The organism is Roseateles saccharophilus (genome assembly GCF_031458095.1).
Lineage (GTDB): Bacteria > Pseudomonadota > Gammaproteobacteria > Burkholderiales > Burkholderiaceae_C > Pelomonas > Pelomonas saccharophila_A.
In genome coordinates, this window is record NZ_JAVDXU010000002.1 from 293120 (window position 1) to 319179 (window position 26060).

General features: G+C 69.1%; 25 protein-coding genes and 1 riboswitch. Of the genes, 14 read left to right on the top strand and 11 right to left on the bottom strand.

Annotation, left to right across the window (positions count from 1 at the left end):
* The first annotated feature begins 2 nt into the window (after positions 1-2).
* Positions 3-977, top strand: coding sequence for an ABC transporter substrate-binding protein (locus J2X20_RS13880; protein ID WP_310265704.1), 975 nt, complete (start codon positions 3-5; stop codon positions 975-977).
* An 11-nt stretch (positions 978-988) separates the two neighbouring features.
* Positions 989-2962: a diguanylate cyclase domain-containing protein gene (locus tag J2X20_RS13885; RefSeq protein ID WP_310265706.1), complete on the top strand. Its 1974-nt coding sequence runs from the start codon at positions 989-991 to the stop codon at positions 2960-2962.
* A gap of 147 nt (positions 2963-3109) precedes the next feature.
* Here the strand turns inward: J2X20_RS13885 and J2X20_RS13890 are convergent, their stop codons facing one another.
* The 3 genes from J2X20_RS13890 to metH all read right to left on the bottom strand — a co-directional run bounded on the left by J2X20_RS13890 (position 3110) and on the right by metH (position 6999).
* The gene (locus tag J2X20_RS13890; protein WP_310265708.1) at positions 3110-3562 is read right to left on the bottom strand and encodes a glycine zipper 2TM domain-containing protein; all 453 of its coding nucleotides are present in this window, start codon (positions 3560-3562) and stop codon (positions 3110-3112) included.
* A 32-nt stretch (positions 3563-3594) separates the two neighbouring features.
* Complete coding sequence (locus J2X20_RS13895) at positions 3595-4191, bottom strand: glycine zipper 2TM domain-containing protein (RefSeq protein ID WP_310265709.1); 597 nt, start codon at positions 4189-4191, stop codon at positions 3595-3597.
* Between the two features lie 111 nt (positions 4192-4302).
* Positions 4303-6999 (bottom strand): methionine synthase, encoded by a 2697-nt coding sequence (gene metH / locus J2X20_RS13900; protein WP_310265713.1) that lies wholly within the window; start codon positions 6997-6999, stop codon positions 4303-4305.
* Positions 7000-7018: 19 nt separating this feature from the next.
* Positions 7019-7085, bottom strand: a riboswitch (S-adenosyl-L-homocysteine riboswitch).
* An 84-nt stretch (positions 7086-7169) separates the two neighbouring features.
* On the opposite strand from metH, the gene J2X20_RS13905 reads away from it, so the two are divergent.
* Positions 7170-8372, top strand: coding sequence for an HD-GYP domain-containing protein (locus J2X20_RS13905; RefSeq protein WP_310265715.1), 1203 nt, complete (start codon positions 7170-7172; stop codon positions 8370-8372).
* Here the strand turns inward: J2X20_RS13905 and J2X20_RS13910 are convergent.
* The gene (locus tag J2X20_RS13910) at positions 8369-8905 is read right to left on the bottom strand and encodes a DUF2262 domain-containing protein (protein WP_310265717.1); all 537 of its coding nucleotides are present in this window, start codon (positions 8903-8905) and stop codon (positions 8369-8371) included. The genes J2X20_RS13905 and J2X20_RS13910 overlap by 4 nt on opposite strands.
* A gap of 68 nt (positions 8906-8973) precedes the next feature.
* On the opposite strand from J2X20_RS13910, the gene J2X20_RS13915 reads away from it, so the two are divergent.
* The 5 genes from J2X20_RS13915 to J2X20_RS13935 are packed head-to-tail and all read left to right on the top strand — an operon-like array spanning position 8974 to position 13799.
* Positions 8974-9363 (top strand): GntR family transcriptional regulator, encoded by a 390-nt coding sequence (locus J2X20_RS13915; RefSeq protein WP_310265719.1) that lies wholly within the window; start codon positions 8974-8976, stop codon positions 9361-9363.
* Positions 9360-10259, top strand: a complete 900-nt coding sequence (locus tag J2X20_RS13920) for an ABC transporter ATP-binding protein (RefSeq protein ID WP_310265721.1) — start codon at positions 9360-9362, stop codon at positions 10257-10259. Before J2X20_RS13915 ends, J2X20_RS13920 begins: the two co-directional genes overlap by 4 nt.
* Entirely contained in the window at positions 10256-10924 is a 669-nt protein-coding gene (locus J2X20_RS13925) for a hypothetical protein (RefSeq protein ID WP_310265723.1), read from the top strand. Before J2X20_RS13920 ends, J2X20_RS13925 begins: the two co-directional genes overlap by 4 nt.
* Positions 10925-10932: 8 nt before the next feature.
* The gene (locus tag J2X20_RS13930) at positions 10933-13026 is read left to right on the top strand and encodes an ATP-binding cassette domain-containing protein (RefSeq protein ID WP_310265724.1); all 2094 of its coding nucleotides are present in this window, start codon (positions 10933-10935) and stop codon (positions 13024-13026) included.
* Positions 13023-13799 (top strand): ABC transporter permease, encoded by a 777-nt coding sequence (locus tag J2X20_RS13935; protein WP_310265726.1) that lies wholly within the window; start codon positions 13023-13025, stop codon positions 13797-13799. Before J2X20_RS13930 ends, J2X20_RS13935 begins: the two co-directional genes overlap by 4 nt.
* Before the next feature lie 43 nt (positions 13800-13842).
* Here the strand turns inward: J2X20_RS13935 and J2X20_RS13940 are convergent, their stop codons facing one another.
* Together J2X20_RS13940 and J2X20_RS13945 are read right to left on the bottom strand one after the other, a co-directional pair.
* Entirely contained in the window at positions 13843-14634 is a 792-nt protein-coding gene (locus tag J2X20_RS13940; protein ID WP_310265727.1) for a hypothetical protein, read from the bottom strand.
* Between the two features lie 351 nt (positions 14635-14985).
* Entirely contained in the window at positions 14986-16275 is a 1290-nt protein-coding gene (locus J2X20_RS13945) for a S8 family serine peptidase (protein ID WP_310265729.1), read from the bottom strand.
* Between the two features lie 68 nt (positions 16276-16343).
* On the opposite strand from J2X20_RS13945, the gene J2X20_RS13950 reads away from it, so the two are divergent.
* Genes J2X20_RS13950 through J2X20_RS13960 form a run of 3 tightly spaced genes read left to right on the top strand, consistent with a single transcriptional unit; the run spans position 16344 to position 19342 of the window.
* A complete protein-coding gene (locus J2X20_RS13950; protein ID WP_310265730.1) occupies positions 16344-16841 on the top strand; it encodes an RNA polymerase sigma factor in 498 nt (165 codons plus the stop codon).
* Positions 16838-17434 (top strand): NepR family anti-sigma factor, encoded by a 597-nt coding sequence (locus J2X20_RS13955; protein ID WP_310265731.1) that lies wholly within the window; start codon positions 16838-16840, stop codon positions 17432-17434. The genes J2X20_RS13950 and J2X20_RS13955 overlap by 4 nt, the downstream gene beginning before the upstream one ends.
* Before the next feature lie 51 nt (positions 17435-17485).
* Entirely contained in the window at positions 17486-19342 is a 1857-nt protein-coding gene (locus tag J2X20_RS13960; protein WP_310265732.1) for a sensor domain-containing diguanylate cyclase, read from the top strand.
* On the opposite strand, the gene J2X20_RS13965 is transcribed toward J2X20_RS13960, so the two are convergent.
* From J2X20_RS13965 to J2X20_RS13985, 5 genes are all read right to left on the bottom strand, one after another.
* Positions 19339-19638: an antibiotic biosynthesis monooxygenase family protein gene (locus J2X20_RS13965; protein WP_310265733.1), complete on the bottom strand. Its 300-nt coding sequence runs from the start codon at positions 19636-19638 to the stop codon at positions 19339-19341. The two genes, J2X20_RS13960 and J2X20_RS13965, sit on opposite strands and share 4 nt — an antisense overlap.
* A 15-nt stretch (positions 19639-19653) precedes the next feature.
* Entirely contained in the window at positions 19654-20007 is a 354-nt protein-coding gene (locus tag J2X20_RS13970) for a VOC family protein (protein WP_310265735.1), read from the bottom strand.
* Positions 20004-20417 (bottom strand): helix-turn-helix domain-containing protein, encoded by a 414-nt coding sequence (locus tag J2X20_RS13975; protein ID WP_310265737.1) that lies wholly within the window; start codon positions 20415-20417, stop codon positions 20004-20006. The genes J2X20_RS13970 and J2X20_RS13975 overlap by 4 nt, the downstream gene beginning before the upstream one ends.
* Before the next feature lie 59 nt (positions 20418-20476).
* Positions 20477-20914, bottom strand: coding sequence for a nuclear transport factor 2 family protein (locus tag J2X20_RS13980; RefSeq protein WP_310265739.1), 438 nt, complete (start codon positions 20912-20914; stop codon positions 20477-20479).
* Between the two features lie 230 nt (positions 20915-21144).
* Complete coding sequence (locus J2X20_RS13985) at positions 21145-21777, bottom strand: TetR family transcriptional regulator C-terminal domain-containing protein (RefSeq protein WP_310265742.1); 633 nt, start codon at positions 21775-21777, stop codon at positions 21145-21147.
* Positions 21778-21884: 107 nt separating this feature from the next.
* Here J2X20_RS13985 and J2X20_RS13990 point away from each other — a divergent pair, with 107 nt between their 5' ends.
* From J2X20_RS13990 to J2X20_RS14000, 3 genes are read left to right on the top strand one after another with little or no spacing between them, the layout of a single operon-like run.
* Positions 21885-23231 carry an NAD(P)-dependent oxidoreductase gene (locus tag J2X20_RS13990; protein WP_310265746.1) on the top strand — a complete coding sequence of 449 codons (1347 nt, stop codon included), beginning with the start codon at positions 21885-21887 and terminating at the stop codon, positions 23229-23231.
* The gene (gene preA, locus J2X20_RS13995) at positions 23224-24543 is read left to right on the top strand and encodes an NAD-dependent dihydropyrimidine dehydrogenase subunit PreA (protein ID WP_310265747.1); all 1320 of its coding nucleotides are present in this window, start codon (positions 23224-23226) and stop codon (positions 24541-24543) included. The genes J2X20_RS13990 and preA overlap by 8 nt, the downstream gene beginning before the upstream one ends.
* Before the next feature lie 10 nt (positions 24544-24553).
* Positions 24554-26053, top strand: coding sequence for a CoA-acylating methylmalonate-semialdehyde dehydrogenase (locus tag J2X20_RS14000; RefSeq protein WP_310265750.1), 1500 nt, complete (start codon positions 24554-24556; stop codon positions 26051-26053).
* Positions 26054-26060 lie beyond the last annotated feature (7 nt).

The following is a 26060-nucleotide window of genomic DNA, read 5'->3' on the forward strand; positions in this document are numbered from 1 at the left end:
TCATGCTGTTCCGTCTCTGCAAACGCTGGTTGCCGATGCTGCTGGCCACAGGGCTGGCGGGCGCGGCGGGCGCGGCGCCACTGACGGTTGCCGTTTCACGGTCGCCGCATTCGCTGCCGGTCTTCGTCGCCCTGGCCGAGGGCCTGTTCGAGGCCGAGGGCCTGACGGTCAAGGCCATCGAGGCGCCCAGCGGCCGTCGCTGCCTGAAGCTGATGGCCGAAGGCCGGGCCGACCTCGGCACGGCGGCCGAAACCGCCATCGTCTTCGAATCCTTCGAGCGCACGGACTTCTCCATCGTCGCGACCTTCTCCAGCACCTCCAGCGACGTCGAGCTCGTCGCCCGTCGCAGCGCGGGCATCAAGGCCGCCGGCGACCTCGTCGGCAAGCGCGTGGGGGTCGTCAAGGGCACGTCGGCACAGTACTTCCTCGACACCTTCCTGCTCAACAACAACGTCGATCCCAAGAGCATCACCCAGGTGGCCTTGCAGCCCGAGGCCGCGCTGGACGCCATGACTGCCGGCCAGGTGGACGCGGTGGCCGTCTTCCAGCCCTTTGCCTATGCGGCCGCGCACAGCCCGCAGGTGGATGGCGTCGTGCTGAGCGAAACGGGCAACTACAAGCAGACCTTCAACCTCGTGGCCCAGAACGGCTTCCTGAAAGCGCGGCGGGGCGATGTCGAACGCTTCCTCAGGGCCATGCTGAGGGCCCATGAATTCATCCGCGCCCAGCCACGCCGGGCCGAGGCCATCTTCGTGAGCCGGCTGGGCGTCGAGCCGAGTTTTGCAGCCTGGTCGATGCAGCGCACCCATGCCGTGCTGGCCCTGGAGGAAGGCTTGCTGCGAACCATGCAGTCCCAGGCCAACTGGGCCCTGCGCGAGGGCTATGCGAGCGGCAGCAAGCCCGCCGACTATCGCGCCCTGGTCGACGCCGGACCGCTGCGCGCCGTGCTGCCCAATGCCGTGGGCCTGGCCCGCTGAGCTCACCGTCCATGAAGATCCGCTCCCTCTTCATCGCCGCCGGCGTCGCCGCCGTCCTGGTGGGCGTGTCCGCCATCGCTGCGATGTGGATGGCCACCGCGGCCGAGGATGCCGCCGAGGCCCAGCAACAGCGCGCCCAGCAGGTGGCGCGCGACGTGGCCGGCCTCGTCGGCGTCACCTATGTGTTCCAGCGCGAGCGCGACGAGCTCTCGACCTCGGAGTGGAAACGCTGGCTCGCCAACATCGTCCGGGACCTGGAAGGGGCCAGCTCACTGGGTGAATCCGCGGCCGAGCTGGAGTTGCTGAACGACGCGGCCGCCCGCCTCCCCGTCCTGTTTGAGCGCGCGCTGCAGACCGCGGCCGTACCGGTCAGCGACTTCGAGCGACGCCGCCGCGACCAGGCTTTCGAGCTGCTGCTCGGCGACACACAAGCCATGGCGGATGCGGCCTTCCGCTGGTCACGCAATGCCGGCGACGCGCGCAGCCTGGCCGAGGACGTGCACGAGCGCATCACCATGGCCTCCATCGCCTGTTTCAGTCTGCTGCTGGCGGTGCTGGCCGTCGTCGGCGTGCGCCGCGTGCTGCGCCCCCTGGCCCGGCTCACCGAAGTCACCGAAGCCCTGGAGCGCGGCGAACAGGTGCCGCTGTTCGGCAGCACGGCCCAGGACGAGCTCGGCACGCTGAAGCGCCGCTTCGACGCCATGACCATCGCCCTGCGGCGGCGCACCGACGAGCTGCGCGAGGCCGAGCAGCGCATGCGCAAGATCACCGACAACATCCCCGTCGTGGTGTCCCACTTCGACAGGAATGTGCGCGCCGACTTCGGCAATCTCGCCGTAGAGCGCGTGCTGAGGCGCCCGGTGTCAGAGCTGATGGGGCTGAGCTTTCGCGAGATCCGCGGCGACGCGATGTGGGAGATCGCCAAGCCGCATATCGATGCCGTGCTGCAAGGCCAGCCCCAGGAGTTCGAGTCCTTCGTGACCCGGGACGGCGAGACCCTCTACTTCGTGCAGCGCTATGTGCCCGATGTCGATGCCGACGGCGAGGTGCAGGGCTTCTATTCCGTCTCCTTCGACATCACCGAACGGCGCCAAGCCGAGGCCCTGCTGGCCGAGAGCGAGAAGCGGCTGCGCGACATCGCCGACAACCTGCCGGTCATGATCTCCTATATCGACAAGGACCAGCGCCTGCTCTTCCTGAACGAGACCTTCACCAAATGGACGGGGCTGGACCACCGCAGCACCGTCGGCAAGACGGTAGCGGAGGCCATTCCCGCGCCGCTGTACGAACAGCGCCGAGAAGCCCTCGCGCGGGCGCTGGCCGGCGAGCGGGTCGAGTTCGACCTCGAATCCACGTCCCTGGGCGTGAACCGCTTCCTGCACAACCTCTATCTGCCCGACATCGCGCCCGACGGGTCAATTCGCGGCCTGTATGCACTCAGCACCGATGTGACCGAGCACCGGCGCCTCGAGCGCCAGCTCGCCGAGCTGGCCCGCACCGACGCCCTCACAGGCCTGCCCAACCGCTACAGCTTCGACGAGCAGTTGACCGCCATCATCAAGCGTGCCCAACGCGCCCAGACCCTGACGGCCCTGCTGTTTCTGGACATCGACCGGTTCAAGCTCATCAACGACAGCCATGGGCACGGCGTCGGCGACGAGGTGCTGCGCGACTTCGCGCGCCGCCTGCTCGCCCTGGTGCGCGGCACCGATTTCGTCGGGCGGCTGGCGGGCGATGAATTCGTCGTCGTGCTGGAAGCCCTGGGCGCGCCTGTCGAGGCCGAGATCGTGGCCGGCAAGATCATCGACGCCATCAACCGCCCCTTCGCGACATCGGCTGGCGAGCTGTCCGTGGGCACCAGCATCGGCATCGCCATCCATCCGGGCGACGAACTCGACGGCGAAGCCCTGCTCGGCCGGGCCGACCAGGCCCTGTATCTGGCCAAGGACGCGGGGCGCAACCAGTACCGCCTGCACGCGCCCTGACCTGGTATTCAGCGGCGGCCCTGCCGGTGAAGACGGCCTGCGAGCAGGCGGGCTCTCGCGAGATCGCGACGACGGCCGTCGTCGCGCGCCCTTCTACTGGCCTTCGGCCCGGCACTATGTCGAGACGGCAGCGCGCGCTGAAGCGCGTCAGGGGCGGACGAGCCGGCCGTCCCGCTCGCGCACGGTGTCGCCCGGCCTGAGCATGGGATCGGCGCCCATCTCGACCCGGCGCATCTGGCCGCTGCGATCGACGACCTGGGCGACCCAGACGGTGGTCTTCTTGGCGTTCTTCTCGACCTCGTTGCCGGCATAGCCGCCGGCCGCGGCACCGCCGACGGTGGCCAGCTTCTTGCCGGTGCCGCCACCAACCTGATGGCCCAGCAGGCCGCCGATGACGGCACCGCCGACGACGCCCAGGCCACTGCCCTTGCCCTGGCGGGTTTCGGTGTGGATTTCCTGCACCCACAGGCAGCCCTTGCAGAGGGCTTCGCGCTGCGCTTGCGTGGGCACGGACAGCACCGGAGCCGGGCTGTCGGCGGCCCGCGCGGCCGGGGCGAGACTGGCCGCCAGGGCCAGGGTGGCGATCCACAACGGCTTCATCGCATCCATCCTGGAGAAGCGGTCCGCCGCGCTCAGGCGCGCGAAAAACCGTTCTCGGTCAGCTTGACCTCGTCGCCGACGCGCAGGCCCGGATCGGCGCTGCGTTCGAAGCGGCGCAGGCGGCCATCGCGTTCGCGCACCTGCACGACCCAGACGGTGTGGCTTTTCTGGTTCTTCTCGATCTCGTTGCCGGCATAGCCGCCGCCGACGGCACCGGCCACGGTGGCCAGCTTGCGGCCATTGCCGCCGCCGACCATATTGCCCAGCAGGCCGCCCACGACGGCGCCGCCCACGGCGCCGACGCCGCTGGACTGGCCGCGACGCGTTTCGGCGTGCACATCGGTCACGCGGCCACAGCTGGCGCACAGGGCGGGCTGAGCTTCGGTTTCCACGGTTGCCGGCCGGCTTTCGCGCACCGGTTCACGCGCGGACTCGGCGCTGGCCAGGCGTTGCGGCTGGGCAGACGTCGGTGGGTTGGAAGTCGTCGGCTGCGGCATCGCGGCGGCCGCGGGCTCGCTGCTCGGGCCCTGCGACCGTCCCACGGCATAGGCGCCGCCGAGCAGAGCCAGCACGACGGCCACGCCGGCGACGATCTGGGTGGACTTGACGGGAAGTGTGGGGGTCGACATGGGGCTTCCGATGTGATTGAGAGTGTTCGCAGGATGCCGCGACGCCGCGACCGGTCCTGTAGGACAAGGCCGCTTCAGTTACAAATCGGCCCGCCGCGGCGGGCCCTCGTGTCAGCCGAGCAACGGCGCCAGTGCGCGGCGCGCGTCGGCTTCGCTCAAGCCGCAGCGCGCGGCCCAGTCGGCGAGCTGGTCGTCGCCAATGCGGCCGACATTGAAATAGGCCGCATCGGGATGGGCCAGATAGAAGCCGCTGACGCTGGCCGCCGGCGTCATGGCCATGCTGTCGGTCAGGCCCATGCCGATCTCTTGCGGCGCCAGCACCTTGAAGAGATCGCGCTTGGCGAGATGGTCCGGGCAGGCCGGATAGCCGGGCGCGGGGCGAATGCCCTGGTATTTCTCGGCGATCAGCTCTTCGTTGCTGAGGCCTTCGGCCGGCGCATAGCCCCAGAACTCGCGGCGCACGCGTTCGTGCAGCCACTCGGCTGCGGCCTCGGCGAGGCGGTCGGCCAGGGCCTTGAGCATGATGGCGGAATAGTCGTCGTGGCTGGCCAGGAAGTCGGCTTCCTTCTTGTCAACGCCCAGGCCGGCGGTGACGGCGAACATGCCGATGTGGTCGCCCTGCTCCGCCACGAAATCCGACAGGCAGCGGTTGGGCCGCTTCACGCCGTCAACGACGGGCCGCTCCGACTGCATGCGCAGGCCGCGCCAGGTCATGGGAGGCTCGCTCTTGATCTCGATGTCGTCCTCGTTGACGCGCGCGGCCGGGTAGAGGCCGAAGACGGCATGGGCCTGCAGCCAGCGGCCGTCGATGATCTTCTTCAGCATGGCCTGGGCGTCGGCGAACACCTTGCGCGCCTCGCCGCCGACGACGGCGTCGTCAAGGATGGCCGGGTAGGGGCCGGCGAGATCCCAGGTCTGGAAATAAGGGCCCCAGTCGATGTACTTCGCCAGCTCGGCGAGGTCGAGGTTCTTCAGCACGCGCCGGCCGGTGAACTTGGGCGCCGGCGGCACGCGGGCCAGGTCCAGCACCGCCTTGTTGGCACGCGCAGCGGCCAGCGTGACCAGCGGCGTCTGCTTCTTGTTGGCGTGCAGCTGGCGGGTCTTCTCGATGTCGGCCTTCAGCTCGGCGATATAGCCGGCGGCGCGGTCGTCGCTGAGCAGCTCGGTGCAGACGCCCACGGCGCGCGAGGCATCCGGCACATAGACGACCGGGCCCTCGTAATGCGGCGAGATCTTGACGGCCGTGTGCACGCGGCTGGTCGTCGCACCGCCGATCAGCAGCGGCATGTGGCGTGATGAGAAGTAGTCATCGCGCTGCATTTCGGCGGCGACGTGCTGCATCTCCTCAAGACTGGGCGTGATGAGGCCGGACAGGCCGATGATGTCCGCGCCCTCATCCTTGGCCTTCTGCAGGATGTCGCGCGCCGGCACCATGACGCCCATGTTGACGACCTCGTAGTTGTTGCACTGCAGGACCACCGTGACGATGTTCTTGCCGATGTCGTGCACATCGCCCTTGACCGTGGCCATGACGATCTTGCCCTTGGGCTTGACGTCGCCGCCGGCGGCCTGCAGCTGGCGCTTCTCTTCCTCGATATAGGGCACGAGATGGGCCACGGCGCTCTTCATGACGCGGGCGCTCTTGACCACCTGGGGCAGGAACATCTTGCCCTGGCCGAACAGATCGCCGACGACATTCATGCCGGCCATCAGCGGGCCTTCGATGACATGCAGCGGCCGGCCGCCGCCGGCCTTGATGGCCACCCAGGCTTCTTCGGTGTCCTCGACGATGAAGTCGGTGATGCCGTGCACCAGCGCGTGCGACAGCCGTGCATTCACGTCGCCGGCGCGCCAGGCCAGGCGGGCCGAATCGTCCTTGCCGGCGCTCTTGGCGCGGTCGGCGATCTCGATGAGGCGCTCGCCGGCGTCGGGCCGGCGGTTCAGCACCACGTCCTCGACGCGCTCGCGCAGCTCGGCATCGAGGTCGTCGTAGACGCCCACCATGCCGGCGTTGACGATGCCCATGTCCATGCCGGCCTGGATGGCGTGGTACAGGAAGACGGTGTGGATAGCTTCGCGCACCGGCTCGTTGCCGCGGAAGCTGAAGGACACGTTGGACACGCCGCCGGAGACCTTGGCGCCGGGCAGGTTCTGCTTGATCCAGCGCGTGGCCTCGATGAAGTCCACGGCGTAGTTGTCATGCTCCTCGATGCCCGTCGCGATGGCGAAGATATTGGGGTCGAAGATGATGTCCTCGGCGGGGAAGTCCACCTCGTCGACGAGGATGCGGTAGGCCCGCTCGCAGATCTCGGTCTTGCGCGCGAAGGTGTCGGCCTGGCCCTTCTCGTCGAAGGCCATGACGACCGCCGCCGCACCATAGCGCTTGACGAGCTTGGCCTGGCGGCGGAACTCGTCCTCGCCTTCCTTCAGCGAGATGGAGTTGACGATGCCCTTGCCCTGGATGCACTTCAGGCCGGCCTCGATGACGCTCCACTTGGAGGAGTCGATCATGATGGGCACACGGGCGATCTCGGGCTCGCCGGCGATCAGGTTCAGGAAGCGCACCATGGCCGCCTGGCTGTCCAGCATGGCCTCGTCCATGTTGATGTCGATGACCTGGGCGCCGTTCTCGACCTGCTGGCGGGCGACGGCCAGGGCCTGCTCGAACTGGCCCGCCAGGATCATGCGGGCGAAGGCCTTGGAGCCGGTGACATTGGTGCGCTCACCGATGTTGACGAACAGGCTGCCGGCGTCGATGGCGACAGGCTCGAGGCCGGAGAGCTTGAGGGGAGGCGGCGAGATATTCATCGATGCGGGGCACGCTGGGGATCGATGAGCGCCGTTGGAAACGATCCGAGCCTGGGGGGCAAACCCTCGCAGCGCTCCTCGGATGAGCCGGGAATTCTACGCAGCCCCCCCTTCGCCGTGCCTCAAGAACGCCTGCGCAATGCCGAAGGCCGTTGAGAATGCCGCAATCCATGGCCTCAGAACTCATCCCCCTGCCTGCCCGCACGCTGCGGCTGGGCATGACCCTGCCCTACGACCTCTTCGACGCCAACGGCAAGCTGCTGTTCGCGCGCGGCCAGGTGCTGCGCGACTCGCCGCTGGTGCGCAGCCTCGTCGAGGGCGGCGCCTGGGTGAATTCCGAGGACACCATCGAGTACCAGCGCGCCCTGGCGCATCGGCTGGACACCATGGTCATGCAGGACGTGTCGCTGTCCGACATCGCCAAGGCCGACGGCAGCTTCCGCTTGGACACGCTGGTGCCGACCAAGGTCGAGCTGGGCCCGCGCGAGGCCTGGTCGGACCTGCTGCTGCGCATCCACAGCCTGCTGCGCGAAGCCGAACCGGTGGATTTCGCCACCCGCCTGGCCACGCTGCGCGACGCTGCCCTGAAGCGCCTGCACGCCCACCCGGACGCCACGCTGATGCTGCTGGTCTTCGAGAGCAGCCAGGAGTTCGGCGACTACAGCGCCCGCCACGCCCTGCTGACCCTGCTGGTCTGCGACCTCGTCGCCCAGCAGCTGCAGCTGGCGCCCGAACTGCGCACGGCCCTGCAGGGCGCCGCGCTGACGATGAACTATGGCGCCACGGCCGTCCATGACCGCATGGCGGCCCAGGTCGACACCGCCACGGCCGCCCAGCGCCAGGCCCTGTCCGCCCATGGCGACCGCGCCGCCCTGCGCCTGGCTCAGGTCGGCATCAACGATCCCGTCTGGCTGACGGCCGTGCGCCTGCATCACGATGCCGGCCCAGGCCCGCTGGGCAGCCGCGGCGACGGCGAGAAGCTGGCCCGCCTGCTGCGTCGCATCGACCTCTTCGGCGCCCGCCTGTCGCCGCGCCGCAGTCGCCAGGCCATGAGCGGCGCCGCCGCGGCACGCGCCGTCTTCCTCGACGAACTCGGCCAGCCCGACGAGGCCGGCGCCGCCCTGATCAAGACCGTCGGCCTCTATCCGCCGGGCAGCATCGTGCGCCTGGCCAATGGCGAGGTCGGCCTGGTCTTCAAGCGCGGCTTCAGTGCCAACGAACCCCTGGTGGCCGCGCTGATCGGCAAGAGCGGCAGCCCGCTGAGCAACCCGGTGCCGCGCGACACCCGCCTGGCCTCGCAGGCCATCACGGCCAGCCTGGCGCCGGCGGAGTTCAAGCTGCGCGTGAACCTGGAAGCCTTGCTGAAGCTCTAGCCGAGCATCTGGACGTCGATCTCTCCAGCCAAGCCGTCGAAGAAGGTCGCACTGAAGCTGTGGCCCCAGAACAGGTCGCCGCAGTCGTACCAGAGCGACAGCAGGTCGGGGCCGCACACGTCGACCTCGGTCAAGCTGAACTGGACGCTGAACTCGGCCGCTGACAGCAGCGGCTTCTCGAAGTCGACCGCCTTGCCGTCGGCACCCACCGTCTGGCCGACTCGCCAATCGTTGTTGTAGCTGGCCAGCGAATCTTCGGCAATCTGGCGCAAGCTGCGCTCATGCAGGCCGGGCAGCTGCCCGGCAGCCTCCACCGCCAGCCGCAGCGCATCGTCCATCGGCCCGCCGTCGGGCCTGACGATCAGCGTCACCCGCTGCGCGCCCACCATGACGGCGCCACGCAGCTCCTCTGCCGTGCCCGCCAATTCCCCCAGCGCTGGATGGCTGAGAGCCAACGGCGGCGCCGACGGCCTGGGCGCCGGCCGGCCGAGCGCCTGTTTCCAACCGAGGCGAATGCGACGAATCCAGTTCATGAGGGCCGCGAGTATTGCAGCGAGCCTTGCATTCCTTCGACTGTGCATATATTCTGTGTATACACATTATGCACAGTAGCCTTTTCATCTCCCAGGCGGATGCCCGGCCGATGTATCTGCAGATCGTCGAGCAGATCCGTCAGCGCGTGGCCGCCGGGGATTGGCCGGCCGGGCAGGAACTGCCCTCCATCCGGACGTTGGCGGCCGACCTGCGGGTCAGCGTCATCACCGTCAAGCGCGCCTACCTGGATCTGGAGTCCGAAGGCGTCATCGTCACCCGCCACGGCAAGGGTTCCTTCGTGGCCGACGCCCAGGGCCTGGCCAAGGACATGCGGCTGGCTCAGCTCGACGCCCACCTTGCTGAAGCAGGTGAGATCGCACGTTCGCTGGCCATGCCGCAGACCGAATTGATTGAACGACTGCGCAGCGCGCTGAACCCCCAGGAGCCCGCCGAATGAGCGCTACCCAAGCCATCGAGATGAAGGGCGTGCGCAAGGCGTTCCGCTTCTTCACGCTGGAGGACGTGTCCCTGGACCTCGAGCCGGGCCAGATCATGGGGTTGGTCGGTCCCAATGGCGCCGGCAAGAGCACCACCATCCGGCTGCTGATGGGTCTGCTGACGGCCGATGCCGGCAGCATCCGCCTGCTCGGCCACGACATGCCGCGCCAACAGGCCGCCGCCAAGGCCGACGTCGGTTTCGTCAGCGACGACATGAAGCTGCTGCCGCAGGCGACGCTGGCCTGGCATATGGACTTCGTCGCTTCCCTCTACCCCGGCTGGGACGCGGCCTATGCCGCCACGCTGTTGAAGCGCTTCGGCCTGCATGCCGGGCAGACGGCCAGGCAGCTGTCCAGCGGCGAGCAGGCCAAGGCCCTGCTGCTGTTGGCCCTGGCACGGCGCCCGCGCCTGCTGGTGCTGGACGAGCCCACGGCCGGCATGGACCCGGTCGCCCGCCAGGAGCTGCTGACCGAGTTCATGGATGTGCTGCGCGACGACAGCCGCTCCATCCTGTTCTCGTCGCACAACACGCTGGACGTGGAGCGCATCTCCGACCGCCTCACCTTCATCGACCGCGGCCGCGTCGTCGCGTCCGACAACAAGGAAGACTTCCTCGAACGCTGGCGGCGGCTGCAGTTGCGCCTGCCCGAGGGTGTCCCGGACTGGCAGCTTCCGGAAATCGTCCACCGCGACATCGACGGCCCCCACATCACGCTGACCGTCGACGGCTTCAACGACGGCTTCCTTGCCCGCCTCGGCGCGCCGGTGCAGGCCGTGCACCGCATGAGCCTGGAAGAAGTCTTCGTCGCCACCGTCATGCACAGCCGACAAGCCCAAGAGGCTCGCAAGCCATGAATCTGCTCACACGCAAGCTCATCGCCAAGGAGCTCCACGTCTACCGCTGGCTGCTCGTCGGTGGCACCGCCGCGGGCTTGGCCGGACTGCTGAGCGCGGCCAGCGGCGAGATCGGCTTCAACATCGGCTTCATCGTCTGGCTGACGGCCATCATCGCCCTGGGCGTCATGCTGGCGCTGTTCGGCGTCGCCAGCGAACGCAAGGAGCGCTCGCTGCTCTTCATGCTCAGCCTGCCACTGTCGCCGGGCGACTATGTGCGCGCCAAGCTGCTCGGCCTGCTCGCCTGCTTCCTGCTGCCCTGGGCGGCCTTGAGCGCGGGGGCCCTGGCCCTCATCCTCGTCATGCCCGGCATTGCCGACGGCCTGCTGCCCTATGCGGTGCTGCTGTGCGTCTTCCTGCTGCTGAATTTCGCGCTGGTGCTGTGCGGCGCCCTGCACATCGCTTCCGAGGCCGCCATGGGCGGGCTGGTCATCCTGACCAATATGTCCATCTCGCTGTTCATGATGGGCGTGGGCCGCATCCCCGCGATCGGCCAATACATGCTGGCCGCCTCGCCGGTCTGGAACGCCGCTTTCTGGCAACTCCTCGCGGCCGAGCTGGCCCTGACCCTGCTCGCCCTGTCCCTGCCCCTGCTCTTCGCCGCAAGACGGCGCGACGTTCTCTAGGAGCGCTCATGACGAATCAACCCAACGGCGAGAGGCTGCATGCCCTCGACGCAGTGCGGAGCTTTGCCCTTTTGCTGGGGGTGGCCTTCCACGCGATGCTGTCCTTCATCCCCGGCATGCCACCCGGCCTCTGGGCCATGGTCGACAACTCGCCCAGCCCATTCCTGGCCGACGTCAGCTTCGTGGCCCACAGCTTTCGCATGACGCTGTTCTTCTTCATCGCCGGCTTCTTTGCGCGCGGCCTGCACCAACGCCTGGGCACGGGCGGCTTCTGGGCCAATCGCGGCAAGCGCATCGCCGTGCCCATGGTGGTGGGCTGGCTGCTGAGCTTTCCCGCCATCATCCTGGTCTGGACCCTGGGCGCGATGAAGCTCTTCCACGGTGCGCCGCCGGCGCCGCCGGAAATGCCCAAGGCGATCGGCGCCCTGCCGCTGTTCCATCTGTGGTTCCTCTACCAGCTGCTGTGGCTGTACGCCGGCACGCTGATCGCACGCAGCGTCATCGCGAAGCTGGATTCGCACCAGGCCTGGCGCGGCCTCGTGGACCGCACCGTGACCGCGGCCCTGCGCTGGCCCGCCGGGGCGCTGCTGCTGGGCCTGCCACTCGCCGCCTGCCTGCTGGCGCTGCCGAGGTGGATGCCCTGGGCCGGCATCCCCACGCCCGACCAGTCGCTGATCCCGCAGCTGCCGGCCACCGTGGGCTATGGCCTGGCCTTCGCCTTCGGCTGGCTGGTGCAGCGCGCGCCGGATGCGCTGGCGGCCCTGCGTTCGCGCTGGAGCATGCATCTGACCCTGGCCATCGCGTCCTCGGCGGTCTGCCTCTACGTCCTGAAGACCCAGCCTGTGTTCGGCATGCCCGACAACCCCAAGCTGATCTTCACGCTGTCCTTTGTCGCGTCGAGCTGGGCCTGGAGCTTTGCCATCACCGGCCTGGCGCTGCGCCATCTGTCCGGCCACCGCCCGGCGGTGCGCTATGTGGCCGACGCCTCCTACTGGATCTATCTCGTCCATCTGCCGGTCGTCGCGGCCCTGCAGGTGTGGGTGGGCGACTGGCCGCTGCACTGGAGCCTGAAATACCCCTTCATCGTCGGTGTCAGCCTCGGCCTGCTGCTGCTGAGCTACCACTACCTGGTGCGCTCGACGGTCATCGGCAGGCTGCTCAACGGTCGCATCTACCCGCGCCACGCCGCCGCGGCGCCCGTCGAGATACCCGCGGACGACGAGCTTGTCGCCTCGCTGCGCGGTGTGTCCAAGCGCTACGGGAAGCTGCAGGCGCTCAGCAGCGTCGACTTGCAGCTCAAGCGCGGTGAACTGCTGGCGCTGCTGGGGCCCAACGGCGCCGGCAAGTCCACGGCCATCTCGCTGTGGCTGGGCCTGCATGAGGCCGATGCCGGCGTCGTGCGCCTGCTGGGCGGCGCACCGCAGCAGATCGAGAGGCGCCGCGGCCTGGGCGTCATGATGCAGGACATCGAGCTGCCCAAGGACCTCAAGGTCCATGAGCTCGTCGCCCTGTCGGCCAGCTACTACGAGCGGCCGATGACGGTGAAACAGGCGCTGGAACGCGCCGGCATCGAGGCCCTGGCCCAGCGTCCCTACGGCAAGCTCTCGGGCGGCCAGAAGCGCCAGGTGCAGTTCGCGCTCGCCATCTGCGGCCGGCCCCGGGTGCTGTTCCTGGACGAACCCACCGTCGGCCTCGACCTCCAGGCCCGCGAGGCCATGTGGGCCCATATCCGTGCCCTGCTGCGCGAGGGCTGCTCCATCCTGCTGACCACGCACTACCTCGAGGAAGCTGAAGCGCTGGCGACACGCGTGGCGGTGCTCGGCAAGGGCCGCCTCATCGCCTCGGGCAGCGTCGACGAGATGCGTGCCCTGGTGTCGCGCCGCCACATCCGCTGCGACACCACGCTGCCGCCGCTCGAGGTGAGGCGCTGGGCCGGCGTCGTCGAGGTGTCCTGCGACCACGATCAACTGGCCATCGTCGCCACCGATGCCGAGGCCGTCGTGCGCCGACTGCTCGCCGCCGATCCCCAGCTCTCGCGCCTGGAAGTGAAACAGGCCGGGCTCAACGAAGCCTTCAACGAACTCACCCGGGAGGCCGCATGACCGCCTTGACCCAATCCGTGCCCGTGAACCGTACGCTGGCGGTCTATGCCATCGAGATCCGGCTGGAGCTCATCCGCCTGCTGCGCATGCCGGCCTTTGCCTTGCCGATGTTCCTGCTGCCGGTGGCCACCTATCTGCTGTTCGCCTTCGCGGTGGCCGGCGAGATGGTGGCCAAGGACCCCGATGCGGGCCGCTTCATGTTCGGCGGCTTCTCGGTGATGGCCGTCACGATGGCGGCCCTGTTCGCCACCTGCCCCAATCTCGCCATGGAGCGCGAGCAGGGCCTGCTGACCTTGAAGCGCGCCCAGCCCGCGCCGCCCGGCGCCTGGCTGACGGCCAAGATCGTCGCGGGCGTGGCGTGCGGCACCCTGGCCTATCTGCCCATCCTCGTGCTGGCGGCCGCCACGGGCCAGGCGCATCTGAGTGGCGCTCAGTTCGCGGCCATGAGCGCCGTGCTGACCGCCGGCACCCTGCCCTTCTGCGCCCTGGGCGTCATGCTGGGCGCGCTGACCAGCGGCTCGGCCGCCCCGGCCTATGCCAATCTGGCCTATCTGCCGGGCCTCTATCTGTCGGGCGTGTTCTTCCCTCTGCCCAAATCCATGCATTTCCAGACCGCCTTCTGGCCCCACTTCCATCTGGACCAGCTCGTCTTCGCGGCCGGTGGCGTGACCAAGCTCCGCTGGATGGCGCCGGAGATGGCAGTGACCGTGCTGTTGGGCTTCACGGTGCTGTGCAGTGCGGTCGCCCTTTATCGGCTGAAACGGCGGGGTTGAATGAAAAGGGCGGCCCGCAGGCCGCCCCAATCCCCGGCGCAGATCAGCGCTTGGCCGAGCCGTCGGCCGTGGTGTTCAAGGCGACGCCGTTGTCGGTGCGCGTGGCCTTGGCCGCAGCGCTGCCCTCGGCCTGACCCTTGCGGCCGGTGGCCTGGCCCGTGGCGCTGCCGCCGACTTCCTTCTTGCTGGCGCTGCCGCTCGCCGTGCCGCCGAGGGCCAGCGGCGCAGCCGGCTTGGCAGGCGTCGTGGCGGCCGTGGGGGTGGCGGGCGCTGTCGGTGCGGCGGCCGTCGGCGTGGCAGGCGCTGCCGGCGTTGTCGCCGCCGGCGCGTCGCCCTGCTTCAGCGCGCCATTCAGCGCGCCGCTGCCCTGGCCGGCCAGGCTGCCGCTGACGCCGTTGGCCGTGCCGTTCAGTGCGCCGCTGATGCTGCCGTCGGCGCTGCCCGAGGCGCTGCCAGCGGCATTGCCCAGCGAGTCCTTGGCGCCTTCGCCGGCGGCCTTCAGCTCACCGGCCTTGTCGGTCACGGTGGACTTGACCTCGCCCACCTTGCCGGTAGCCGTGTCCTTGACGCCGCCGACGGCGCCCTTGGTCTTGTCGACGGTGCCCTTGATCAGCGAGCCATCGGCATTGGCCGAGCCGTTGGCCTTGCCGCCGACATCGAGCTGGCGCGGCGACAGCGCGCCGTTCAGGCCGCCTGTCAAACCTCCGGTGAGGCCGCCACCGCCACCACCACCGCCGAGCAAGCCGGCGTGGGCGTTGGAAGCGATCAGGCCGGCGGCCATGGCGGCAATGCTCAGCGTGGTGCGAAGGACTTGAGTGCGACGGGTTGCAGACATGATGGATCTCCGGGTGTCGTTGCGGAAGAGCCAGCCATTCCGGCCCTTTCATTGAGTACAACGACCGCCGACGCGATATCCTTCCCCGGCCGAGTGCAACGGTCTGTATCAACAGCCGGGGAGGCCGTGAATCGCGGGCCGAGCGCCGGGCCGCTCCCTAGCCGGCCCGCTCTGGCGATGTGCTTGCGGCTCGATGCCGCAAGCATCGTCGTCCCCTCGGGGGCTGAGGCCGGACACATGGCGCCCAGTGGGCGGCATGTGCCTGCCGAAGAGCTGCGGCACTGTCCGCAGCGCGGTCTGCAAGACCGACCAGGCTTGCCGCGTTCAGCGCGCAACACTGGGCGAGGGGTGTCATTTCATGCGCGACTGCAATTGCTCGGGCACGACGCGCAAGTCCTCGGCAACGAGGCCGCGGCCATAGACCGGGTCTCGGCCCGGGGCGCCGAGATCGATCGCCGACGCCGCCAATCGCTCGATGACGGCCGCCGCGATGGCGGCATCAGGCTCGCGCAGCTCGGCGGCCAGCAGGCCGGCCACCAGCGGCGCCGCAAACGAGGTGCCGCGAGCGATGCCATAGCCACCGCCGCTGCGCGCCACGGCCATGTCGGCGCCCGGCGCGGTGAGCAGCACCTGCGGCCCCTGGGCCGCCTCGGGCAGCACGCGGCGATTGGGGTTGATGCCGGTCACGCCAATCACGCCGGCATAGGAGGCTGGAAACAGCGGCGCGGCGGCCGGACCGTCGTTGCCGACGGCTGCAACGAGCAGGTGGCCGCGCTTGACCAGGGCGGCCACGCCTTGCTCCAGCAAGCGGTTCTGCGGGCCGACCAGGCTGAGATTGATGACGGCGACGCGCTCGCGGGCCATCCAGGCCAGGGCCCGCACGACCTCCTCGGCCGAGCCGCCGTCCGGCTTGTCGCAATAGACATCGGCGGCAAACAGCTCGGCCTTCACGGCCGCCCCGGCAAAGCCGCGATCGCGGCCGACGAGCAGGGAGGCGACGGCCGTGCCGTGCTCACTCGGCACCGTGCTGCCACCGCAACCGAAGTTCGGACCGACCGCGTGACGCAGGGCGGCGTGGCGGCGATCCACACCGCCATCAATGAGGCCAACGCGCACCGGGCCGCGCGGCGCCGGCGCCGCGGGCGCCGCGCCTTTCGCGACCTCGCCGCTGCGTGAATACAGATGGTTGAAGTCAGCCTGCAGCTCGGGCTGGGCGGCGCGCAGCTTGTCCAGCGCCTCGGCCGTATCCAGGCCCGCCGGCACGCGCAGCACGACCTCGCGCAGGTCCAGCTCGGGCCAGGCCTCCTCGCGCAGCTTGGTCAGGCCCAGGGCCGCCGCCGCCGCCATTGCCGCCTCGCTGGGCGCCAGCAGCACCAGCTCGCGCCGGCGTATCGGCTCGCCGCGCGGATCGGCCTCGACGACGTCGGGGTGGCGCTGCAGCAGGTCGCGCACCGTCGTCAGGCGCAGGTCCACCAGCTGGGTGGTCGACGACAGCAGTTCGGGCAGGGGCTGCACGACGCGATCGACGACGCGGTCCACGGCACCGGGCAGGCGCTGCACGCCCGGCAGCTGCGGCAGGCGCAACTGGGCCTGGGCCGCGAGGCTCAGGAACAAGGACAGGGCAAAGACAGTCTGTTTCATGGCGTTCTGTGAGGATAACGAGCGAGGCTGGGAAGAAAATCCATGCCTCGTCCGTTGTCCCGGTATCGATGCCCGAAAACCTTTCCGAACTTCGCCAGGAGATCGCCGCCCTGCTGCCGCGGCTGCGCCGTTTCGGCCGCACGCTGGCCCACTCCCGCGAAGACGCCGACGACCTCGTGCAGGTCGCCATCGAGAAGGCCCTGACCCGCACCGACCAGTGGACGCCTGGAACGCGTCTGGACAGCTGGATGTTTCGCATCATGCAGAACGCGTGGATCGATGAACTGAGGGCCCGCGAGCGGCGCGGCCAGACCTTCCTGCCCGAGGAGGAAGGCGAGCATGTCGGTGACGACGCCAAGTCGGGCGCGCCGCTGGACGCCATCCTGGTACGCAAGGCGGTGGCCAGGCTGAGCGACGAGCACCGCACCGTCGTCGGCCTGGTGCTGGTGGAAGGCCTGAGCTACCAGGAAGCCGCCGAGACCCTGGGCGTGCCGGTGGGCACCGTGACAAGCCGCTTGGCCCGCGCCCGCGAGGCGCTGCAGGAATTGCTGGGAGAGTGGCCATGAGCCGCAATGAAGATGAACTGTTGAAGACCGAGCGGGCCCGCATGGCGGCGGCTTTCGACGACGTATTGAAGGAGCCGGTGCCGGATCGGCTGAAGGCTCTGCTGGCCGAACCCGCGGCCCAGGTGGTGGACCTGGGCGCCGTGCGGGCGCAGCGGCGTGGCATGTCGAACTGGATGGCCTGGGGCGGCATGGCCGCGACGCTGGTGATGGGCACGCTGATCGGCATGCGGCTGACGCCCTCGGGCGGCGGCGATGACCGGCTGGTCGCCGGCGGCGCCATTGCACAGGCCCTGGACCGCCAGCTCGCCAGCGCGCCCGGCGCCACGGTCGCCGTGCAGGTCAGCTTCAAGGCCAGGGACGGCCGCTGGTGCCGCAGCTTCTCGACGGCCGCCTCGGCCGGCCTGGCCTGCCGCGAGGCCGATGGCGCCTGGGCCCTGCAGCAGGTCGCGGCCACGAGCAGTGCCGGCAGCGGCATGCGCCAGGCCGCGAGCAGCCTGCCACCCTCGGTTCTTGCCGCCATCGACGCCACCATGGCCGGCGAGGCGCTGAACGCCGAACAGGAGCGCAGCGCACGCGACGCCGGCTGGCGGTGAGAGCCCCCACGCTGGGCTAGCATGGGGCGGCCAGCCACCCTTTGCCTTCGCATGCCCTGGCGAACCTCCGCAAGCCTGCTGCGCTTCAGGCGCTATCTGATCCTCGGCAACCTCGTCGTCCTGGCGATGGTCGTGCTGGTCGCATTGCAGGTCGCCCATGCCAGCTACCAGACTCATGAGGCGCGGGCGCGCCAGAGCGCGGCCAATCTGGCGCAGACGCTCAGCCAGAGCGTGAGTGCGGGCCTGAAGCTGGTGGACAACAGCCTGCAGACCACGCTGAAGCGTCTGGACGAATTGCAGGCCAGGGGCGTGGCGGACCCGCGCGAGCTGGCGCGCATCGCCGAGGAGCAGCGCAGCCTCGTGCCCGCGGTGGACGCACTGCGCGTGACCGATGCCAGCGGCCTGGTGCTCAACCCCGGCGACAGGCCGGCCGTGTCCATGGCCGACCGCGACTATTTCCAGGCGGCCAAGGCCGAGCCGACCAGGACCGTGGTGTCCGAGCCGGTGCGCGGCCGCCTCATCGGCGGCTGGGGCCTGGCCATCGCACGCGCCCGCACGGCCGCCGACGGCAGCTTCCTGGGCGTGGTCTACGCCAGCATCAAGGCGGAACGCTTTCGCGACGACTTCAAGCGTGCCGATGTGGGGGCACAAGGCGCCGTGACGCTGCGCTCGGGCTCGTTGCAGCTGATCGCGCGGCATTCGCTGCTGGACGCCAACCCCGAGGCCGGCACCGGCACGGCCAAGGTGTCCGACCAGCTGCGCGCCGCGCTGGCACACGACCCCAAGCGAGGCAGCTTCGTCACGCGCACGGTGCTGGACGGCATCGAACGCGTCACCGCCTACGAAGCCGTGCCCGACTACCCGATGCTGCTGCTGGTGGGCCTGGCCACCGACGACTTCTATACCGCCTGGCGCCGGGAAGTCGCCGTGCTGGCCGCGCTGATGCTGCTGCTGGAGGCGTTGCTGGTGGCCTTCTCGGTCTTCATCTACCGGGCCCAGGCCCGCCAGGTGAAGGAGCGCGGCCGCGTCGAACTGCTGGCCGCCGAGCGCGGCGCGCTGCTGGACAACGAGCTGATCGCCATGGTGAGGCTGCGCGACCGCCGCGAGGTCTGGCACAACGCCGCCCTGGCCCAGCTGTTCGGCTATGAGCCGGGCGAGCTGAGCGGCCAGCCATCGCGGCTGCTCTATCTGGACGACGAGTCCTATGCCCAGGTCGGCCGCGCCTACCAGCATCAACTGGAGACCCTGCGCAGCTATCGCACCCAGCTGCGCATGCGGCGCAAGGACGGCAGCGCGATCTGGATCGACCTGAGCGGCACTGCCCTGCCGGATGGCGAATCGCTGTGGCTGCTGCTGGACATCTCCGCCATCAAGCACAGCGAGGAGCAGGCCCGCCATCTGGCCTTCCACGACGTGCTGACCGGGCTGCCCAACCGGCATCTGCTGTTCGAGAGCCTGGCCTTCATGCTGCGTGATGCCGGGCGCAACGACCGCTGGCTGGCCATCTGCTATCTGGACCTGGACGGCTTCAAGGCCGTCAACGACACCCGGGGCCACGATGCCGGCGACGCCGTGCTGCGCGCCGCGGCCGAGCGCCTGACCGCCAATGTGCGCATCAACGACGTGGTGGCGCGCATCGGCGGCGACGAGTTCGTGCTGGTGCTCAACCAGCTGGGCGGACTCAGCGACGAGAGGCATGCGCTGAACCGGCTGCTGGACGCCTTCGAGGCGCCCTTCCCCCTGCCCGGCGGCGGCTCGGCCCAGGTGGGCATCAGCATCGGCGTGGCCATGTATCCGCGCCACGGCAAGGACGTCAACACGCTGATCACCCGCGCCGACCAGGCCATGCTGGCCGGCAAGCGCGCCGGCAAGGGTCGCTGGGTGATGGTCGAGGACGAGCCGACCTAGGCCTGGGTCAACGCGACGAAATGCTCCATGCTCGGCGGGCTGGCGAAGAAGCCGCCGATATGGCTGCGCCAGACCGCGAACAGCGGCCCGTTGCGGAAGCCCTGCATATGGTCTTCCAGCGTCTGCCATTCGACGAGCAGCACATAACGCTCGGGCGACTCGAGGCCGCGCTGCACGCTGGCACGGATGAAGCCGGGCGACTGCGACAGCGCGGTCGCTATGCCCAGCTTGAGAGCGGCTTCAAAGGCGGCCTGCTGGCCGGGCTGGATGCGGAAGTCGGCGATTTCGAGAATCATGCGCCGCAGTGTCACTCAGCCGTGCTTCTGCACCAGACCGAAGGGTTGTCCGAGCGGGTCCAGCAGCACGGCCATCACGTCGCCATCGGGCAGGGCCGTGACGGGCACGATGACCTGGGCGCCCTCGGCGGCCGCGGCGGCAACACAGACTGCCACGTCGGGCACCGTCATGAAGAGCTGCACGCCGCCCGGCGCGCCCGGTGGCAGGGGCCAGATGCCGCCGCGGATGCCGCCCGGCGCGGCCGCCACCTCGCGGTAGCCCATGGCGTTGTCGGCGCTGATCTGCCAGCCGAAGACGCGGCCGTAGAAGCTGGCGGTGCGAGCCGGGTCGGTGCTGAGGACCTGCCAGTGGGTGACGGGTGCATTCATCGCGAAGGGCTTTCGGTGGGAGGTTGAAGTTGCCAGGCGCCACGGCTGCGCATGATGAGGACGCGGTCGACCAGCAGGCGCTGCAGAGCGACGTTGACGGCATCCAGCGGCAGGCCGGTCATAGCCGCCAGCCAGCGCGAGTCGGGCCGGAAGTCGCGCCGCGTGATGGCGCGGCAGACGCCCCGGCGCGCCTCGGCCAGGCTGAGCTGCTGGATGTCGGCATCGGACAGACCCAGGCGCCGGCCCAGGCGCTGCACGCAGCGACTGGTGGCGATGGTGCGGCCGGCCAGCAGCCGGGTCAGCGTCGCATGGTGCACGCCCAGCGACTGCGCCAAGGCCCGCAGCGAATAGGCCGGATTGACGGCGCGGCGGCGGGCCAGGGTGTCGGCGAGCAGGGTGTGCAGGACCATGGCGCCAGCTTAAGTGCGGGCCGACTCAGCCTCGCGCACAAACTGGTGCGATCCCCCGATCAGGGTTCCGGGATGCGGCTGATCTGCACGCTGACGATCTTCCAGGCCCCGCCGCGCTTCACATAGATGTCGATATAGCGGTAATGGCTCTTGAAAGCCTCGCCCTGGTATTTGCCCGTCATACGCGTGCGGCCGCTGAGCAGGGCGGTGTCGCCGTAGACGCGCACCTCGAAGTCCTCGACGGTGTAGGGGTCGATGACGAGGTCGGGCGACATCAGGCCATCGACAAAGCTGGCCTTGGTCTCGAGGTTGCCGCGGCCGTCGATCTGGCGGAAGTCGCTCGCCATATTGGCCTCGATGGCGGCGCGGTCCTTCTTGACGATGGCCTGGTCCCAGGCGTCGGCCTGGGCCTTGAGCTGAGCCACCAGCTTGGGCGGCGGCGCGGCGTGAGCCAGCGCCCCCACCGCCAGCGACGCCACCAGCAGTGCGCGGCGCATGAATCCTGCGGGCCGAGCGCTGGGCCGCTCCCGAGCCGGCCCGCTCTGGCGATGTGCATGCGGCTTGATGCCGCATGCATCGCCGTCCCCTCGGGGGCTGAGGCCGGACACGGCAAGTCCTGTGGACTTGTCCTGCCTGCCGAAGAGCAGCCGCTCTGGCGGCTGCGCGGTCTGCAAGACCGACCAGGCATGCCCGCGTTCAGCGCGGCGGGACTGGGCGAGGGGCTCCCTCATGGCTTGAGGCTGCGCCAGATCAGACTCGTGATCAGTTCGCGCGCGCACTCGAAGTCCGCGTCGTCCAAGGCTGGCTTGCCCATGTAGAGGGAGAACTGCGGGGCCAGGTCGGCATAGGCCTGGGTGGACGACCAGATCAGGAACATCAGATGGGTGAAGTCCACACGCCGGATCAGGCCCTCATCGGCCCAGCCCTCGAACCGGTTCACGTCTGCGTGCAGCAGCGGCATGACCCGGACCTTGAGCACGTCCTGGTAGCGGGGTGCGCCGGCCATGATCTCGCGGGTGAAGACGGCGTTGCCGCTGGCCCGGTCGCGGCTGAAGCGCAGCTTGACCGCCACATAGGTCTGGATGGCCGCCTCGGGCTCGTCGGCCTCGGCGATGGCCGTCATATTGGCCATCCACTCGCCCATCACGCTGTCCAGCACGGCGCGGTAGAGCTCCTCCTTGCTGGGCCAGTGGTAGAGCAGGTTCTGGCGCGACAGATCGAGCACGGCGGCGATGCTGTCGAGGCTGACCCCCTCGAACCCGTAGCGGGCAAACTGGCGTTCGGCTTCGGCGAGGATGGCCTCCTGCTTGCGCAGGGTGGCGGCGCGCGGGGTGCGCGTCACGGTCACGGGATCGGTCATGCGGCGGATTTTGACGGGCTGCACCAAGCCGGCCCTGCGGGTTTTTACGTCTAGGTCAATTTTTACAGGGTAGTAATGTTTGGGGGTTATCCACTTGGAGAAGACCCGTGGACCTTGCCGACTTGAAATCCGGCCGTCTCGGCGCCGCCGACTACGCCCAGAATTTTGCCGACGGCCACCCGCCGTTGAACCGCACCCAGGCCCTGATCGAGGCCGAGCGTTGCTACTACTGCTATGACGCACCCTGCCAGACGGCCTGTCCGACCGGCATCGACATCCCGAGCTTCATCCAGCGCGTGGCCCAGGACAACGTCCGCGGCGCGGCCGAAGCCATCCTGACGGCCAACCCGCTGGGCGGCATGTGCGCCCGCGTCTGCCCCACCGAGGTGCTGTGCGAGCAGGCCTGCGTGCGCAACACCAACGAGAGCAAGCCGGTCGAGATCGGCCTGCTGCAGCGCTTCGCGGTGGAGGGTCACTTCGCCAATCCGGGAGCCAAGCCGCTGTTCGAGCGCGCCGCGCTCACGGGCAAGCGCATCGCCGTCGTCGGCGCCGGCCCGGCCGGCCTGGCCGCCGCCCATGGCCTGGCGCGGCGCGGGCACGACGTGACGCTGTTCGACGCCAATGCCAAGCTCGGCGGCCTCAATGAATACGGCCTGGCCACCTACAAGGTCGCCGGCGGCTTCGCGCAGAAGGAGGTCGACTGGCTGTTGAGCATCGGCGGCATCAGCCCGAAGCTGGACTGTCGACTCGGCCGCGACATCACCCTCGACGGCCTGCTTGCTGAATACGACGCGGTCTTCCTCGGCCTGGGCCTGGCCGGCGTCAATGCACTGGGCATTGCCGAGCCCGAGCTGCCCGGCCTGCGCGACGCGGTGGACTTCATCGCCGAGCTGCGCCAGAGCGCCCCCGAGATCGTGGCGGTGGGGCGAAGGGTCGTCGTCATCGGCGGCGGCATGACGGCGGTGGATGCCGCCGTGCAGAGCCGGCTGCTGGGCGCCGAGCAGGTGACCATGGTCTACCGCCGCGGCCCCGAAGGCCTGTCGGCCTCCGAGTACGAGCAGCACTGGGCCCAGACCCATGGCGTGACGCTGCGCTGCTGGGCCCGGCCCCTGTCCGTCGAAGCGGCGGGCGGCGTGCTGCGCGGCATGCGCTTCGCCGCGACAAAGCTGGAGGGCGGCAAGCTGGTCGACACCGGCGAGCAGTTCTTCCTGGAAGCCGACATGGTGCTGCGCGCCATCGGCCAGACCTATGAGGCTGCACCGGCCGGCGCGGCCATCGAGCTGCAGGGCGGCCGCATCAAGACCGACGCGCAGTTCCGCACCAGCGTCGCCCGCGTTTGGGCCGGCGGCGACTGCCGCCACGGCGGCCGCGACCTGACGGTGGAAGCCGTCGAGCACGGCAAGCGCGCCGCGGAATCCATTCACGCTGAACTGACGGGGGTGGCCCATGGCTGACCTGAGCACCAACTTCCTGGGCATCAAGAGCCCTAACCCCTTCTGGCTCGCGTCGGCCCCGCCGACCGACAAGGAAGTCAATGTGCGCCGCGCCTTCGAAGCCGGCTGGGGCGGCGTGGTCTGGAAGACGCTGGGCGAGGACCCGCCGGTCGTCAACGTCAACGGCCCGCGCTATGCCACGCTGTGGAGCCAGGACCGCCGCGTCATCGGCTTCAACAACATCGAGCTGATCTCGGACCGGCCGCTGCAGACCAATCTCGACGAGATCAAACGCGTGAAGCGCGACTTCCCGGACCGGGCCATGGTCGTGTCGCTGATGGTGCCGGTCAACGAGCCGGCCTGGAAGGCGATTCTCGAGCGCGTGGCCGACACCGGCGCCGATGCGGTCGAGCTGAACTTCGGCTGCCCCCACGGCATGAGCGAGCGCGGCATGGGCTCGGCCGTCGGCCAGGTGCCGGAATACATCCAGCAGGTGACGGAGTGGTGCAAGAAGCACACGAAGATGCCCGTCATCGTGAAGCTGACGCCCAACATCACCGATGTGCGTTTCCCGGCCCGCGCGGCCAAGAACGGCGGCGCCGATGCGGTCAGCCTCATCAACACCATCAACTCGGTGATGGGCGTGGACCTGGACCGCATGACCATGAGCCCCGTCACCGACGGCCTGGGCTCACACGGCGGCTATTGCGGCCAGGCCGTCAAGCCCATCGCGCTGAACATGGTGGCCGAGATCGCGCGTGACCAAGCCACCGCCGGCCTGCCCATCAGCGGCATCGGCGGCATCACCACCTGGCGCGATGCGGCCGAGTTCATTGCCATGGGCTGCGGCACGGTGCAGGTCTGCACGGCCGCCATGGTCTATGGCTTCAAGATCGTGCAGGACATGTGCTCGGGACTGAACACCTTCATGGACGAGAAGGGCTACAAGAGCATTGTCGACTTCCAGGGCCGCGCCGTGCCGACGGTGAAGAACTGGAACCAGCTCAACCTGAACTACGTCGAGAAGGCCGTCATCGACCAAGGGACATGCATCAAGTGCGGCCGCTGTCACGTCGTCTGCGAGGACACCTCTCACCAGGCCATCTTCGCCACCAAGAACGGCCAGCGCCATTTCGAGGTCAATGACGCGGAATGCGTCGGTTGCAATCTCTGCGTGTCGATCTGCCCCGTCCCTGGCACCATCTCCATGCGCGCACTGCAACCGGGCGAGACCGATGCGCGCACGGGCCGCGTCATCGACGGCAGCTATGCGAACTGGACCACGCACCCCAACAATCCCATGGCTTCCAATCCTGGAACGGGCTGCGCTTGAAGGACACGTCATGAGTCACTATGAAGTTGCGCACTGGATCAACGGTGCCGTGAGCCGCGGCCAGGCTAAGGGCCAGCAGGATATCTACAACCCCGCCACCGGCGCGGTGCAGGGCAAGCTGCTGCTGGGCAGCGCGGCCGACCTGGATGCGGCCGTCGCGTCGGCAACGAAAGCCGCCAAGGCCTGGGCGCAGACGCCGGCCCTGGCGCGTTCGCGCGTGCTGTTCAAGTTCCTGTCCCTCGTGCAGGAACGCCGCGAAGTGCTGGCCGATGCCCTGGTGCGCGAGCATGGCAAGACCCTGCCGGATGCGCTCGGCGAAGTGGCCCGCGGCATCGAGAACATCGAGTTCGCGACGGCCATGCCGCAGCTGCTCAAGGGCGAGTACACCGAGCAGGTCGCCCGCGGCCTGGACGCCTGGAGCGTGCGCCAGCCGCTGGGCGTCGTCGCCGGCATCACGCCGTTCAACTTCCCGGCCATGGTGCCCATGTGGATGTATCCGCTGGCCATCGGCTGCGGCAATGCCTTCATCCTCAAGCCCAGCGAGCGCGACCCGTCGGCGTCCCTCCTGATGGCGCAATGGCTGAAGGAAGCCGGCTTGCCCGACGGCGTGTTCAGCGTCATCCAGGGCGACAAGGACATCGTCGACGCCATCCTGGCCCACCCCGGCATCGCGGCGGTCAGCTTCGTCGGCTCCACGCCCGTGGCCGAGCACATCTACAAGGTCGGCTCGGCCCACGGCAAGCGCGTGCAGGCCCTGGGCGGCGCCAAGAACCATATGGTCGTCATGCCCGATGCCGACCTCGAGCAGGCCGTGGACGCGCTGATGGGCGCGGCCTACGGCTCGGCCGGCGAGCGCTGCATGGCGATCTCGGTGGCCGTCGCCGTCGGCGATGCGGCCGATGCACTGGTCGCGGCGCTGGCGCCCAAGGTCGCCGCGCTGAAGATCGGCGAGGGCCATGGCGCCGGCATGGAGATGGGGCCGCTGATCACGCGCGCCTCGCAACAGCGCGTCGAGCGCCTGATCGGCGAAGGCGTGGCCGCCGGAGCCAAGGCGGTGGTGGACGGCCGCGGCTACCGCGTGCCCGGCCACGAGGACGGCTTCTTTGTCGGCGGCACGCTGCTGGACGGCGTGTCGGCCGACATGAGCTGCTACACCGAGGAGATCTTCGGCCCGGTGCTCTGCGTCGTGCGCGTGCCCGACCTGGCCGCGGCACTCGCGCTGATCGAGGCCAATGAGTACGCCAACGGCGTGGCCATCTTCACCCGCGACGGTCATGTGGCGCGCGAGTTCGTGCACCACATCCAGGTGGGCATGGTGGGTGTCAATGTGCCCCTGCCCGTGCCCATGGCCTTCAACAGCTTCGGCGGCTGGAAGCGCAGCCTGTTCGGCGACCATCATGCCTACGGCCCCGAGGCGGTGCGCTTCTATACCAAGCACAAGGCCGTCATGCAGCGTTGGCCGGACAGCCTGCCCAAGGGCCCGCAATTTGCTTTCCCGCAGAACAACTGACCACGAA